The following is a 15,411-nucleotide window of genomic DNA, read 5'->3' on the forward strand; positions in this document are numbered from 1 at the left end:
CGGTCACGTCCGTCGTGCGGAAGTAGAACTGCGGACGGTAGTTCGCGAAGAACGGCGTGTGACGGCCACCTTCCTCTTTCGTGAGGATATAGGCTTCCGCTTCGAACTTCGTGTGCGGCTTCACCGAACCGGGCTTGGCCAGAACCTGACCACGCTCAACGCCGTCACGGTCGACGCCGCGCAGCAGCGCGCCGATGTTGTCGCCAGCTTCCCCACGATCCAGCAGTTTGCGGAACATTTCCACGCCCGTGCAGGTCGTTTTCTTGGTGTCGCGGATGCCCACGATTTCCAGTTCGTCGCCGACGTTCACAGCGCCACGCTCGACGCGGCCGGTCACAACCGTACCACGGCCCGAGATCGAGAACACGTCTTCGATCGGCATCAGGAACGGCAGGTCAACCGCACGCTCGGGCGTCGGGATGTAGGTGTCGACGGCTTCCAGCAGCGCCTTGATCGAGTTCTCCCCGATTTCCGGATCGCGACCTTCCAGAGCGGCCAGAGCCGAACCCTTGATGATCGGAATGTCGTCGCCCGGGTAGTCGTAGGACGACAGCAGCTCGCGCACTTCCATCTCGACCAGTTCCAGCAGTTCCGGATCGTCGACCTGGTCAACCTTGTTCATGTAGACGACCATGAACGGGATGCCGACCTGACGGCCCAGCAGGATGTGCTCGCGCGTCTGCGGCATCGGGCCGTCAGCAGCGTTCACAACCAGGATCGCGCCGTCCATCTGCGCCGCGCCGGTGATCATGTTCTTCACATAGTCGGCGTGGCCGGGGCAGTCGACGTGTGCATAGTGACGCGTCGCGGTCTCGTATTCGACATGCGTCGTCGAGATCGTGATGCCACGGGCTTTCTCTTCAGGGGCGTTGTCGATCTGATCGTAGCCCTTGAAGTCGCCGAAATAGCGCGTGATCGCCGCCGTCAGCGTGGTCTTGCCGTGGTCAACGTGGCCAATCGTGCCGATGTTGACGTGCGGTTTCGTACGTTCAAACTTTGCCTTTGCCATAAGCATGGCTCCTTAAATTCTGGTGTTCGTCAAGGGAGAGGCGGGGCAAGGCCCCGCCAATCCGATTAAGCGTATTTCTTCTGGATCTCGTCCGAGATGTTCTGCGGCACGGCGTCGTAATGGTCGAACTGCATCGTGAACACCGCGCGGCCCGAGGACATCGAGCGCAGGTTGTTGATGTAGCCGAACATATTGGCCAGCGGGACCATCGCGTCGATGACGTTCGCGTTGCCGCGAGTGTCCTGACCGCGGACCATGCCACGACGGCTGGTCAGGTCGCCGATGATCGAGCCGGTGTATTCATCCGGCGTCACGACTTCCACGCGCATGATCGGCTCGAGCAGTTTTGCACCTGCCTTGCGCAGACCTTCACGCATACCGGCGCGAGCAGCGATTTCGAAGGCCAGCACCGACGAGTCGACGTCGTGGAACGCACCGTCGATCAGCGCGACCTTGAAGTCGATGACCGGGAAGCCTGCCAGCGGACCGGAGTCCATGACCGACTTGATGCCCTTCTCGACGCCCGGGATGTATTCCTTCGGAACAGCACCACCGACGATCTTCGATTCGAACGTGTAGCCTTCGCCCGGCTCGGTGGGCGTGATGACCAGCTTGACGCGCGCGAACTGGCCGGTACCACCGGTCTGTTTCTTGTGCGTGTAGTCGATCTCGGCTTCGTTCGAGATGGTCTCGCGATAAGCCACCTGCGGCGCACCGATGTTCGCCTCGACCTTGAACTCGCGCTTCATGCGGTCGACCAGGATGTCGAGGTGAAGTTCGCCCATGCCCTTCATGATCGTCTGGCCCGATTCGATATCGGTTTCGACGCGGAAGGACGGGTCTTCGGCCGACAGGCGCTGCAGGGCGAGGCCCATCTTCTCCTGGTCAGCTTTCGACTTCGGCTCGACGGCGATCTCGATGACCGGCTCGGGGAAGGTCATGGTTTCCAGAACCACCGGTTTCGCCGGATCACACAGCGTGTCACCCGTGGTGGTGTCTTTCAGACCGGCCAGCGCGATGATGTCGCCTGCGAAGGCTTCATCGATCTCTTCACGGTTGATCGCGTGCATCACCATCATACGACCGACGCGCTCACGCTTGCCTTTGGTCGAGTTCAGCATCTGGTCGCCTTTTTTCAGGGCGCCCGAGTAGATGCGGGTGAAGGTCAGCGAGCCGACGAAGGGGTCGTTCATGATCTTGAACGCCAGCGCCGAGAAGGGGTCGGTGTCGGAAGCCTTGCGAGCGATGTTGCGCTCTTCGGTTTCGTCATCCGGGGCAAAGCCCATCAGGTCCGGAACGTCCGTCGGAGCCGGCAGATAGTCGATCACCGAGTTCAGCAGCAGCTGAACGCCCTTGTTCTTGAAGGCCGAGCCAGCAAGAACCGGGAAGAACGACATCGACAGCGTACCCTTGCGGATCAGCTTGCGCAGCGTGTCCTCGTCGGGCTCGTTGCCCTCAAGGTACTGCTCCATCGCGTCGTCGTCCATTTCGACGGCGAGTTCGATCATCTTGCCGCGCCATTCCTCGGCCAGATCCTGAAGCTCTTCGCGGATCGGCTGACGGACCCAGCTTGCGCCGACGTCTTCGCCCTTCCAGACCCACTCTTCCATCTTGATCAGGTCGATCGCGCCTTCCAGCTTGTCCTCGGCACCGATCGGCAGAGCGACCGGGCAGGGGATGCCGCCGGTGCGGTCCTTGATCATGTGGACGCACTTGAAGAAGTCCGCGCCGATCTTGTCCATCTTGTTGACGAACACGATCCGCGGAACCTTGTAGCGGTCAGCCTGACGCCAGACGGTTTCGGTCTGCGGCTCGACACCGGCGTTGCCGTCGAGCAGACAGATCGCACCATCCAGAACCGCCAGCGAACGTTCGACTTCGATGGTGAAGTCCACGTGGCCGGGGGTGTCGATGATGTTGAACTTGTGGCGCAGCGATTGATCCGGGGTGAACTCGGTATCTTCGTGCTTCTGCCAGAAGGTCGTGGTCGCAGCGGACGAGATGGTGATCCCGCGCTCTGCTTCCTGTTCCATGAAGTCCATGGTGGACGCACCATCGTGCGTCTCGCCCATTTTGTGGTTCTTGCCGGTGTAGAACAGGATCCGCTCGGTCGTCGTGGTCTTGCCCGCGTCGATGTGGGCCATGATCCCGAAGTTCCGGTAGCGCTCCAGCGGATATTCGCGTGCCATTAAGGGCCTTCCTTCCGTTACCAGCGGTAGTGGCTGAACGCCTTGTTGGCGTCGGCCATCTTGTGGGTGTCTTCGCGCTTCTTCACCGCAGTCCCACGACCGTTGACGGCATCGGACAGTTCACCTGCCAGACGCTCTTCCATGGTGTGCTCGTTGCGGTTCTTCGCTGCGGTGATCAGCCAGCGGATGGCCAGAGCCTCGCGGCGGGTCGGGCGCACTTCGACCGGAACCTGGTAGGTTGCACCACCGACGCGACGCGAGCGCACTTCGACCGAAGGCTTCACGTTGTCGAGGGCTTCGTGGAAGACTTCGATCGGCTCGCGCTTCAGCTTGCCCTCAACACGCTCCAGCGCGTTGTAGACGATGCGTTCGGCGGTCGATTTCTTACCGTCAACCATCAGGTTGTTCATGAATTTCGTCAGAACCCGGTCGCCATACTTGGCGTCGGGCAGAACTTCGCGTTTTTCAGCGGCGTGACGACGTGACATTGAAGTATCTCCTTACTTCGGACGCTTCGCGCCGTATTTCGAACGACGCTGACGACGATCTTTGACGCCTTGGGTATCCAGCACACCGCGCAGGATGTGGTAACGGACACCCGGAAGGTCTTTCACACGGCCGCCACGGATCAGCACGACGCTGTGCTCCTGGAGGTTGTGCTTTTCGCCCGGGATGTAGGAGATGACCTCGAAGCCATTCGTCAGACGCACTTTGGCGACTTTACGCATAGCGGAGTTCGGTTTCTTCGGCGTCGTGGTGTAGACGCGCGTGCACACGCCGCGCTTTTGCGGGCATGACTGGAGGTGCTGCGACTTCGAGCGCTGCACCTTGGGCTGCCGCGGTTTGCGGATCAGCTGTTGGATCGTCGGCATTCGGTTCCCCGTTTTGCTTTCGTCAATACTCGCGACCGATTGGCCGCGCCACTTCTCGACGGCGAATCACGCGAATCGTGAAACGCCAAACCCATCCTGTCCCTTGCGGGGAGGACGGGTAGTATTCCAGAGGATCAAGGCGTTGGCCTGGATCGCGACCTGTCAGGTTTATCTGGGCACCGGACAGAATTCTGTCGGGTGTCGGGCGTATATGGGGATTCCTGCCCCGAGTCAACAACCCCAGCGGGGACGCGGCGCGCCCGGCAGCCCGAATTCCCGCGCCGCCTCATGCAGGCTCGCAAGGTCGATGCGGAAGCGTTCGGCCAGCAGCGCGCCATGTTCGGCGGGGTCGCCGTCCAGCGCATAGCCCGCCCCGATCGCGCCCGAGTCATTGTCGTGGTTCAGCATGCGCGCAAACATCACCCTGCCCGTCATCTGCACCCCCGACATGGCCATGCCGATCTTCCAATGCGGGAAATGCACGACCGAGCGCCCGGCGTCGGGTGGCAGATAGATCGTCAGCGCCGCGACGGCGTTATAGATCATCCGCTGCTCGGCCTTGATCCCGCGCTCGGTGGCCTTCAGCACCATGCCGCGCGAATAGTCACAGAAGAGCCGCCTGTGCTGCGCCCAAAGCGGCCGCATCGCGGCGAAATCGCGGCGCGCGTGATGGATATAGTCGATGGCGACGGCATCGTCGTCATCCTGCCGGAAGTGGCCCACCACATCCGCATCCGCCTGAATATGCGGCGCGACTGCGGCCAGGCAGGCCTCGTTGTGCCGCTCCATCGGCGGGACCAGGGCCAGCTTGAACTGCGGGAACATCTCGCAAAGCTCGCGCAGGTTCGACAGGTAAGGCTCGGGCAGATCGGGGCCGGTCATCAGCACCAGCGTGAAATCCGGATCGGTCTGGGCGATCAGCGCGGGCAGGGTGACATTCTCGAACCAGAACCAGCGGCGCTCCAGCCGGGCGGGGTCGTAAAGGAACGCCCGGCGTTCCTCGATGGTGTCATGCCCGACCTGAAATCCACGCCCGCCCAGATAGGAAAACCGGCAGAGCCCCAACATCTGGACCTTCATGTCAGCGCGCTCTCCTTGCCTTTCCATCGCGCAGGATCGCATAGATCCCCGCCCCCACGATCATGGCGGCCCCGACCCAGGTCCACAGATCCGGCCATTCGCCAAACACCAGCAATCCCAGCAGGATCGCGGCGATCAGAGAGGTATAGCGGAAGGGCGCGACAAAGGAAATCTCGCCCACGCGCATCGACGCAACGGCGGTGATATAGCCCGCCGTCAGGAAGCTGGCCGACAGCAGCAATAGCAGCGTTTCGCGCTGCGTGGGCCAGCGCCAGGGCTCTTCAAAACCCAGCACGAAGCCCGACATCATCACCGCAAAGGCGGCATAGAAGGCAACCGTCGAAGAGCCGACATCGCCCGAGAATTTCCGCGTCACCAGATCGCGCACCACGATCAGCACGACCGAGAGCAGCGCAATGATCGCCCATTCGTCAAAGGCCCCGGTGCCGGGTCGCAGGACGACCAGCACACCCGCAAAGCCGACCAGCACGGCACCGATGCGGCGCCAGCCCATCCGTTCGCGGAAGAAGACCGCCGCGCCCAGCATCACAGCCAGCGGCAGCGACTGCATGATGGCCGAGATATTGCCCAGCGGCATCTGCCGCAGCGCCAGCAGATACAGCAGCGATGAGCTGACCTCGGCCAGCGACCGCGTGACCAGCGGCAGCACATCCCGGCGCGGCACGCGCAGCCGCAGGCGACCTTGCCGCAGACCCAAAGCCAGCATCAAGGGCAGGACAAAGGCTCCGCGCATGACGATGGCCTGCGACAGCGGCAGCTCCTGCGTGACATATTTGATCAGCGCATCGTTGCAGGCGAACACCGCCATACAGGCGATCATCAGCATCGCGCCCTGCAGGTTGTCGTTGTCGGTCTGTTCGATCAGCACCTGCTCGGCCGGAGGCGCATTCCCGGGATTGGGCGAGATCAGCGGTGTTCGCATCATTCCCTCCCGAATGCGCCCTGCCCTGCAAGTGTTAGGCATGGGCTTCACGGAAAGAAAGCGGCGGCAAGTGCAATTCGCACGGCCGCCGCTATCCGCGTCAGAAATGGCACGCCCCCCTGCCCCGCGCATATGAAAAGGCCCGGAGCATGCTCCGGGCCAATCTTTCTCATGTCAGCGCGATCACTCGTCGCTGGACGCCTGCACCTCGGCCTCGATGATCGGCGCGGCCAGAGCCACCGCCGCTTCGACCTCGGCCTGACGGGCCTCGATGACGGCGGCGTCGCGGTCGGCAGCGATCTTGCGAACGCGCGCGGTCGCGCCACCCGTACCGGCAGGGATCAGACGGCCGACGATGACGTTTTCCTTCAGGCCAACCAGCTTGTCGCGCTTGCCCTGAACGGCAGCTTCGGTCAGCACGCGGGTCGTTTCCTGGAACGATGCGGCTGAGATGAAGCTGCGGGTCTGCAGCGATGCCTTGGTGATGCCCAGAAGCACCGGCTCGCCCACGGCCGGACGGCCGCCCTTGGCTTCGATCTTGGCGTTCTCTTCCTCGAACTCGTCGCGATCGACATGCTCACCTTTCAGCAGCGTGGTTTCCCCGCTGTCGAGGATCTCGATCTTCTGCAGCATCTGCCGCACGATCACCTCGATGTGCTTGTCGTTGATCTTCACGCCCTGCAGGCGGTAGACGTCCTGCACTTCGTCGATCAGATAGTCGGCCAGAGCCTCGATCCCCATGATCCGCAGGATGTCATGCGGCGCCGGGTTGCCGTCCATGATGTAGTCACCCTTCTGCACGAAGTCGCCTTCCTGCACCGGGATGTGCTTGCCTTTCGGCACCATGTACTCGACCGGGTCCAGACCTTCCTGCGCCGGCTCGATCGCGATGCGGCGCTTGTTCTTGTAGTCCTTGCCGAAGCGCACATAGCCATCAAGTTCGGCGATGATCGCGTGATCCTTGGGACGACGGGCCTCGAACAGTTCCGCCACGCGGGGAAGACCCCCGGTGATGTCCTTGGTCTTGGCGCCTTCGCGCGGGATACGGGCGATCACGTCACCGGCTTTCACCTCGACGCCTTCCTCGACCGAGAGAATGGCATCGACCGACATCGGATAGCTGATCGGGTTGCCCTGATCGTTGCGGATCGGCTCACCATCGGCATCCATCAGGATGATTTCCGGCTTCAGCTCATTCCCTTTCGGGGCCGAGCGCCAGTCCGTCACGATCTTCTGGGTCATGCCGGTCGCGTCATCGGTCTCATCACGGACCGAGATGCCCGAGATAAGGTCGACATATTTCGTGACACCGGCCTTTTCCGCGATGATCGGCAGGGTATAGGGGTCCCATTCGAACAGCTTCTGACCGCGAACCACCGCGTCGCCTTCGCGCACGAACAGTTTCGAGCCGTAGAACAGCTTGTGGCTGGACAGCGCCTCGCCCGCCGGACCCATCACATGCAACTGCATGTTCCGGCTCATGACGATCAACTCGCCGTTCGCGTTCTCAAGCGTGTTCTCGTTCTCGAAGGCGATCGTGCCGTCCTGAGCCGCGGCCAGGAACGACTGCTGACCACCCTGCGCGATGCCGCCGATGTGGAAGGTCCGCATCGTCAGCTGCGTGCCCGGTTCACCGATCGACTGCGCGGCGATGATGCCGACGGCTTCACCGATGTTGACCAGCGTACCACGTGCCAGATCGCGACCGTAGCACAGCGCACAGATGCCGTCCTCGGATTCGCAGGTCAGGGCCGAGCGGATGCGCACGGACTGAACGCCCGCGCTTTCGATCTCATCGGCCTTGCGCTCGTCGACCACTTCGTTCTTGCGCAGGATCACCACGTCTTCGCCGGGGACCAGAACGTCATCGGCCACGACACGGCCCAGAATGCGCTCGCTCAGCGGGCTGACGACTTCACCGTCGTTGACCGCGGCCGAAGCCGTGATCGCACGCTCGGTGCCGCAGTCATGCTCGCGGATGATGCAGTCCTGTGCGACGTCGACCAGACGACGGGTCAGGTAACCCGAGTTCGCCGTCTTCAGAGCCGTATCCGACAGACCCTTCCGGGCACCGTGGGTCGAGTTGAAGTATTCAAGAACGGTCAGACCTTCCTTGAAGTTCGAGATGATCGGCGTCTCGATGATCTCGCCGTTCGGCTTGGCCATCAGGCCGCGCATGCCGCCCAGCTGTTTCATCTGGCTGGTCGAACCCCGCGCGCCCGAGTGGGCCATCATGTAGACCGAGTTCGGCTCTTCTTCAGCGCCCTTCTCGTCCTTGTGGACCGCAGCGATGGTTTTCATCATGGCGTCGGTGACGCGGTCGTTACATTTCGACCAGGCATCGACCACCTTGTTGTACTTCTCACCCTGGGTGATCAGACCGTCCAGATACTGCTGTTCGAACTGCTTCACCTGATCCTGAGTTTCCTCGACCAGTTCCCACTTGTTCGGCGGAACGACCATGTCGTCCTTGCCGAACGAGATCCCGGCCTTGAACGCCTCGCGGAAGCCCAGACCCATGATCTGGTCACAGAAGATCACCGACTCTTTCTGGCCGCAGTAGCGGTAGACGGTGTCGATGACGTTCTGGATGTCCTTCTTGCGCAGAAGGTTGTTGACCAGTTCGAACGGAGCCTTGTTGTTCTTCGGCAGCAGCGCACCCAGACGCAGACGACCGGGGGTCGTCTCATAGCGCTTGATGACCTCGTTGCCGTTCTCGTCGATCTGCGGCAGGCGCGCGGTGATCTTGGCGTGCAGATGCACCTCACCGGCGGCCAGAGCATGCTCGACCTCGTCAAGGTTCGCAAAGACCGAGCCTTCGCCCTTCATGCCGTCGCGCTGCATCGAGGTGTAATACAGGCCCAGAACCATGTCCTGCGACGGAACGATGATCGGTGCGCCGTTGGCGGGCGACAGAACGTTGTTCGTCGACATCATCAGGACGCGCGCTTCCAGCTGCGCTTCCAGCGACAGCGGGACGTGCACGGCCATCTGGTCGCCGTCGAAGTCAGCGTTGAAGGCCGAGCAGACCAGCGGGTGCAGCTGGATCGCTTTACCTTCGATCAGGATCGGCTCAAACGCCTGGATGCCCAGACGGTGCAGCGTCGGCGCACGGTTCAGCAGAACCGGATGCTCGCGGATGACCTCGTCCAGAATATCCCAAACCTCGGGACGCTCTTTCTCGACCAGCTTCTTCGCCTGCTTGACGGTCGAGCTGAGGCCCTTCGCTTCAAGACGCGAATAGATGAACGGCTTGAACAGTTCCAAGGCCATCTTCTTCGGCAGACCGCACTGGTGCAGCTTCAGTTCCGGGCCGGTCACGATGACCGAACGACCCGAGAAGTCGACGCGCTTGCCCAGAAGGTTCTGACGGAAGCGGCCCTGCTTGCCTTTCAGCATGTCCGACAGCGACTTCAGCGGGCGCTTGTTGTTCCCGGTGATGACGCGGCCGCGACGGCCGTTGTCGAACAGCGCATCGACCGATTCCTGCAGCATCCGCTTTTCGTTGCGCACGATGATATCGGGCGCGCGAAGCTCGATCAGGCGCTTCAGACGGTTGTTGCGGTTGATGACGCGGCGATAAAGGTCGTTCAGGTCCGAGGTCGCGAAGCGGCCACCATCCAGCGGAACCAGCGGGCGCAGTTCCGGCGGGATGACCGGGATCACCGTCATGACCATCCACTCGGGGCGGTTGCCCGACTCGAGGAAGCTTTCAACGATCTTCAGACGCTTGATGATCTTCTTCGGCTTCAGCTCGCCGGTCGCCTCTTTCAGCTCCTCGCGGAGTTGCTCGGCGGTGGCGGCCAGGTCGATGTTCGACAGCATCATGCGGATCGCTTCGGCACCGATATCGGCGCTGAAGGCGTCGGCGCCATACTGGTCCTGCGCGTCGAGGAATTCTTCCTCGGTCAGCAGCTGGCCATAGGTCAGGTCGGTCAGACCCGGCTCGATCACGACGTAGTTCTCGAAGTAGAGAATCCGCTCAAGATCGCGCAGCGTCATGTCCAGCATCAGGCCGATCCGGCTGGGAAGCGACTTCAGGAACCAGATGTGGGCGACGGGTGCGGCCAGTTCGATATGGCCCATCCGCTCGCGGCGGACCTTCTGCAGGGTCACTTCCACGCCGCATTTTTCGCAGACGAGGCCGCGATATTTCATGCGCTTGTATTTGCCGCACAGGCATTCGTAGTCCTTGATCGGACCAAAGATGCGCGCGCAGAACAGACCGTCACGCTCGGGCTTGAACGTGCGGTAGTTGATGGTCTCGGGCTTCTTCACCTCGCCGAACGACCAGGCGAGGATTTCCTCGGGAGAGGCCAGCGAGATCTTGATTTCGTCGAACTGCCGCGGCGAGGCCAGCGGGTTCAGCGGGTTGTGAGCAAGTTCCTGGTTCATTTTCAATTCCTAATGAGTGGCGCGGAGGTGAGGGGCAAGGTGGGAAACCCACCCTGCCGGGGCTTCGTGAGGCAGGGCTTCACCCCGCCATTCGCTGCCCTCACTCCTCGTCTTCCGCATCCAGGAGTTCCATGTTGAGGCCCAGACCCCGGACCTCCTTCACCAGCACGTTGAACGATTCCGGCACGCCGGCCTCGAAGTTGTCGTCACCCTTCACGATCGACTCATAGACCTTGGTCCGGCCTGCGACGTCATCCGACTTCACGGTCAGCATTTCCTGCAGCGTGTAGGCGGCGCCGTAGGCTTCCAGAGCCCAGACCTCCATCTCACCCAGACGCTGACCACCGAACTGCGCCTTACCACCCAGCGGCTGCTGCGTGACCAGCGAGTACGGGCCGGTCGAGCGTGCGTGCATCTTGTCGTCGACAAGGTGGTGCAGCTTCAGGACGTACTTCATGCCGACGGTGATCGGACGCGCGAACTGCTCACCCGAGCGGCCGTCGAAGACGATCGACTGACCCGAGGTGTCAAAGCCCGCGCGACGCAGCGCGTCGTTGATGTCGGCCTCTTTCGCACCGTCGAAGACCGGCGTGGCAATCGGAACGCCCGAGGTCACTGCCGAGGCATGCTCGACCAGCTGGTCGTCGGCCATGTCTGCGAAGGTCTCCGCATACATGTCGTCGCCATAGCCCAGCTTCATCGCGTCACGCACCGGGGCCATGTCGCCATTACGGCGATAGTCCTGCAGCGCTTCGTCGATCTTGATGCCAAGACCGCGCGATGCCCAGCCCATATGGGTCTCGAGGATCTGCCCGACGTTCATCCGCGAAGGCACGCCCAGCGGGTTCAGCACGAGGTCGACCGGGGTCCCGTCCGCAAGGAAGGGCATGTCTTCGATCGGAACGACCTTCGACACCACACCCTTGTTGCCGTGACGACCGGCCATCTTGTCGCCCGCCTGAAGCTTGCGCTTCACCGCGACGAACACCTTGACCATCTTCATCACGCCGGGAGGCAGATCGTCGCCCTGACGGACCTTCTCGACCTTGTCTTCGAACCGGGCTTCCAGCGCCTTTTTCTGGGCGTCGTATTGCTGGTTCAGGGCCTCGATTTCCTTGGCGATGTCTTCCTCGGCGACAGCAAGCTGCCACCACTGGCCACGCGACAGCTGACCCAGCAGATCCTCGTCAACGACCGAACCCGGCTTGATGCCTTTCGGGCCTTTGACAACCGACTTGCCGGTCACCAGCGTTTTCAGACGCGCATAGATGTTGCGGTCAAGGATCGCCATTTCGTCGTCCCGGTCACGGGCCAGGCGTTCGACTTCCTCACGCTCGATCTGCAGCGCACGTTCGTCCTTGTCGACGCCGTGACGGTTGAAGACGCGGACCTCGACGATCGTGCCGTAAGCACCCGGCGGCAGACGCAGCGAGGTGTCGCGGACGTCCGAAGCCTTCTCACCGAAGATGGCGCGCAGAAGTTTTTCTTCCGGCGTCATCGGGCTTTCGCCCTTCGGCGTGATCTTACCGACCAGAATGTCGCCCGGGCCAACCTCGGCGCCGATGTAGACGATGCCAGCCTCATCGAGGTTGCGCAGCGCCTCTTCACCGACGTTCGGGATGTCGCGGGTGATCTCTTCCGGGCCCAGCTTCGTGTCGCGGGCCGCCACTTCGTATTCGTCGATATGGATCGAGGTGAACACGTCGTCGCGGTGGATACGCTCCGAAATCAGGATCGAGTCTTCGTAGTTGTAGCCGTTCCAGGGCATGAACGCGACGACCACGTTCCGGCCGATGGCCAGTTCGCCCTGATCGGTCGAGGGACCGTCAGCGATGACCTGGCTTTTCACCACCTTCTCGCCCACCTTCACCAGCGGACGCTGGTTGATGGTCGAGGACTGGTTCGAACGCTTGAACTTGCGCAGACGATAGATGTCCACGCCCGCGTCGCCCGCGCCCAGATCCTCGGTCGCACGCACAACGATACGCTGCGCATCGACCTGGTCGATGATGCCGCCGCGACGGGCCATGATGGCCGCGCCCGAGTCACGCGCCACGACGCTTTCCATGCCGGTGCCGACAAACGGCGCCTCGGCCCGCAGAAGCGGAACCGCCTGACGCTGCATGTTCGAGCCCATCAGAGCGCGGTTGGCGTCGTCGTTTTCAAGGAACGGAATCAGCGCCGCCGCGACCGAGACCAGCTGTTTCGGCGAGACGTCGATCAGGTCGATCGAATCCACCGGGTTCAGCGTGAAGTCGCCCGCCTGACGGGTCGAGATCAGTTCCTGAACGAACTTGCCGTTTTCATCCAGCTCGGCGTTGGCCTGAGCGATGGTGTGACGCATCTCCTCAGTGGCCGACATATAGACCACGTCATCAGTCACCTGACCGTGGGTCACTTTGCGGTACGGGGTCTCGATGAAGCCGTATTTGTTCACGCGGGCAAAAGTGGCCAGCGAGTTGATCAGACCGATGTTCTGACCTTCCGGCGTTTCAATCGGACACATCCGGCCATAGTGGGTCGGGTGAACGTCGCGAACCTCGAAGCCCGCACGCTCACGCGTCAGACCGCCCGGCCCGAGAGCCGAGAGACGACGCTTGTGCGTCACTTCCGACAGCGGGTTGGTCTGGTCCATGAACTGCGACAGCTGCGACGAGCCGAAGAATTCGCGGACAGCCGCAGCCGCCGGTTTCGCGTTGATCAGGTCCTGCGGCATGACGGTGTCGATCTCGACGCCCGACATACGCTCGCGGATGGCGCGCTCCATGCGCAGCAGACCGATGCGGTACTGGTTTTCCATCAGCTCGCCGACCGAGCGCACCCGGCGGTTGCCGAGGTGGTCGATGTCGTCGATCTCGCCCTTGCCGTCGCGCAGCTCCACGAGACCGCGGATACAGGCCACGATGTCTTCGTGACGCAGGGTGCGCTGCGTATCGGGCGCATCGAGGTCAAGACGCATGTTCATCTTGACGCGACCGACGGCCGAAAGGTCGTAGCGCTCGCTGTCGAAGAACAGGCTGTCGAACAGCGATCCAGCGGCTTCCACGGTCGGCGGCTCGCCCGGACGCATGACGCGGTAGATGTCCATCAGGGCACCCGCGCGGTTCATGTTCTTGTCCGCTGCCATCGTGTTGCGGATGTAAGGCCCGACGTTGACGTGATCGATGTCCAGAATCGGCAGATCGGTGATGTCATTGTCCAGCAGGACCTTCAGCAGGCCGCCGTTCAATTCACCGTCCTTGTCGTATTCCGCCGTGATCTCGTCGCCCGCTTCGGCATAGATGAAGCCGGTGCGGTCGTTGACGATGTCCTTGGCGATGAAGCGGCCGATGATCTTGTCGAAGGGCAGCAGCAGGTTGACATCGCCCTGCTCGATCAGTTGCTTGACCAGACGCGGGGTCACCTTGTCGCCAGCCTTGGTGATGATCTCGCCGGTTTCGGCGTTCACCAAGTCATAGCTCGGACGGGTGCCACGGACGCGCTCGGGGAAGAAGCGCGTGACCCAGCCCGCGCTCAGACCCTTGGTGGCGCGCTGCAGCTTGTAATCGACGGTGTCGTAGAAGGCGTCCATGATGCCTTCCTGATCCATGCCAAGCGCATAGAGCAGCGTCGTCACCGGCAGTTTCCGGCGGCGGTCGATGCGCGCGAACACCAGGTCCTTGGCGTCGAATTCGAAGTCCAGCCACGAGCCGCGATAGGGAATGATGCGGCAGGCGAACAGCAGCTTGCCCGAGGAATGGGTCTTGCCGCGGTCATGGTCGAAGAAGACGCCCGGCGAGCGGTGCATCTGCGACACGACGACGCGCTCGGTCCCGTTCACGATGAACGTCCCGTTCTGCGTCATCAGGGGCATGTCACCCATGTAGACGTCTTGTTCCTTGATGTCCTTGACCGATTTCGCACCGGTGTGCTCATCGACATCGAACACGATCAGACGCAGCGTCACCTTCAGCGGCGCGGCATAGGTCATGTCGCGGGCCTGGCATTCGTCAACGTCGTATTTCGGCTTTTCAAGCTCGTATTTCACGAACTCAAGCGTCGCAGTCTCGTTGAAGTCCTTGATCGGGAAAACCGACTGGAAAACGCCCTGAATCCCCTCGCCGTCCTGATGCGCGCTGTCCTCACCCGACCGCAGGAACAGGTCATAGGACGACTTCTGAACCTCGATGAGGTTCGGCATTTCAAGAACTTCGCGGATATTGCCATAGTAGCGCCGGATGCGTTTCTGGCCGACATAAGCTTGCGCCATAGAGGGTCTAACCTTTCGTCTTTCGCTTGTTCCGGTCGTCGGGGCCCGACCGGCGCAAGGCGGCGAATGAGGGGCGGGGTTCCATTCGTGCCTCGCGTCCCACCGCGCGGCTCCCGAACCCCGAACATGCCCTGAAGGAAGGTCTGATTGCGAAACCGTCCTTCAAGACAGGTTCGGCAGGGACCGGGAAACCCCGGACCCTGCCAAATTTTTCAAAATCAATCGGCCACGCGGGCCAATTACTTGAGCTCGACCTTGGCGCCAGCCGCTTCGAGCTTTGTCTTGATGTCTTCGGCTTCTGCTTTCGCAGCAGCTTCTTTGACCTTGCCGCCAGCCTCAACGAGGTCTTTGGCTTCTTTCAGGCCCAGACCGGTGATCGCGCGCACTTCTTTGATCACGTTGATCTTGTTGGCGCCGGCGTCGGTCAGGACGACGTCGAATTCGGTCTTTTCTTCGGCGGCTTCAGCAGCGCCACCAGCAGCCGGGCCAGCCATCATGACGGCGCCACCGGCAGCCGGCTCGATGCCGTACTCGTCTTTCAGGATGGTTTTCAGTTCCTGGGCTTCCAGCAGGGTCAGGCCCACGATTTCTTCGGCGAGTTTCTTAAGATCAGCCATTTTTCCGTTCTCTTATCTAAGTGTTCCAACGTCGGGGTTTCAACCCCACGACAGAAT

9 protein-coding genes are annotated in these 15,411 nt (G+C 61.8%); all 9 read right to left on the reverse strand.

Features of this window, described 5'->3' with window-relative positions; translation table 11 throughout:
• Positions 1–1,009: elongation factor Tu (gene tuf, locus IQ24_RS08930; protein WP_145397614.1), on the reverse strand; the 1,009-nt coding region annotated here is incomplete at its 3' end.
• Between the two features lie 65 nt (positions 1,010–1,074).
• Positions 1,075–3,198, reverse strand: coding sequence for an elongation factor G (gene fusA / locus IQ24_RS08935; RefSeq protein WP_145397615.1), 2,124 nt, complete (start codon positions 3,196–3,198; stop codon positions 1,075–1,077).
• Positions 3,199–3,215: 17 nt separating this feature from the next.
• Positions 3,216–3,686: a 30S ribosomal protein S7 gene (gene rpsG, locus IQ24_RS08940; RefSeq protein ID WP_145397616.1), complete on the reverse strand. Its 471-nt coding sequence runs from the start codon at positions 3,684–3,686 to the stop codon at positions 3,216–3,218.
• A gap of 12 nt (positions 3,687–3,698) precedes the next feature.
• Positions 3,699–4,070, reverse strand: coding sequence for a 30S ribosomal protein S12 (gene rpsL, locus IQ24_RS08945; protein WP_010399029.1), 372 nt, complete (start codon positions 4,068–4,070; stop codon positions 3,699–3,701).
• A gap of 231 nt (positions 4,071–4,301) precedes the next feature.
• A complete protein-coding gene (locus IQ24_RS08950) occupies positions 4,302–5,150 on the reverse strand; it encodes a putative rhamnosyl transferase (RefSeq protein WP_145397617.1) in 849 nt (282 codons plus the stop codon).
• A 1-nt stretch (position 5,151) separates the two neighbouring features.
• Complete coding sequence (locus tag IQ24_RS08955; RefSeq protein ID WP_242008025.1) at positions 5,152–6,096, reverse strand: DMT family transporter; 945 nt, start codon at positions 6,094–6,096, stop codon at positions 5,152–5,154.
• Between the two features lie 180 nt (positions 6,097–6,276).
• The gene (gene rpoC, locus IQ24_RS08960; RefSeq protein WP_145397619.1) at positions 6,277–10,488 is read right to left on the reverse strand and encodes a DNA-directed RNA polymerase subunit beta'; all 4,212 of its coding nucleotides are present in this window, start codon (positions 10,486–10,488) and stop codon (positions 6,277–6,279) included.
• A 100-nt stretch (positions 10,489–10,588) separates the two neighbouring features.
• Positions 10,589–14,737: a DNA-directed RNA polymerase subunit beta gene (rpoB, locus tag IQ24_RS08965; RefSeq protein WP_145397620.1), complete on the reverse strand. Its 4,149-nt coding sequence runs from the start codon at positions 14,735–14,737 to the stop codon at positions 10,589–10,591.
• 239 nt (positions 14,738–14,976) lie between these two features.
• Positions 14,977–15,354, reverse strand: coding sequence for a 50S ribosomal protein L7/L12 (gene rplL / locus IQ24_RS08970; RefSeq protein WP_145397621.1), 378 nt, complete (start codon positions 15,352–15,354; stop codon positions 14,977–14,979).
• Positions 15,355–15,411: the final 57 nt, after the last annotated feature.

The sequence above is a fragment of the Paracoccus sulfuroxidans genome, assembly GCF_007830335.1.
Lineage (GTDB): Bacteria > Pseudomonadota > Alphaproteobacteria > Rhodobacterales > Rhodobacteraceae > Paracoccus > Paracoccus sulfuroxidans.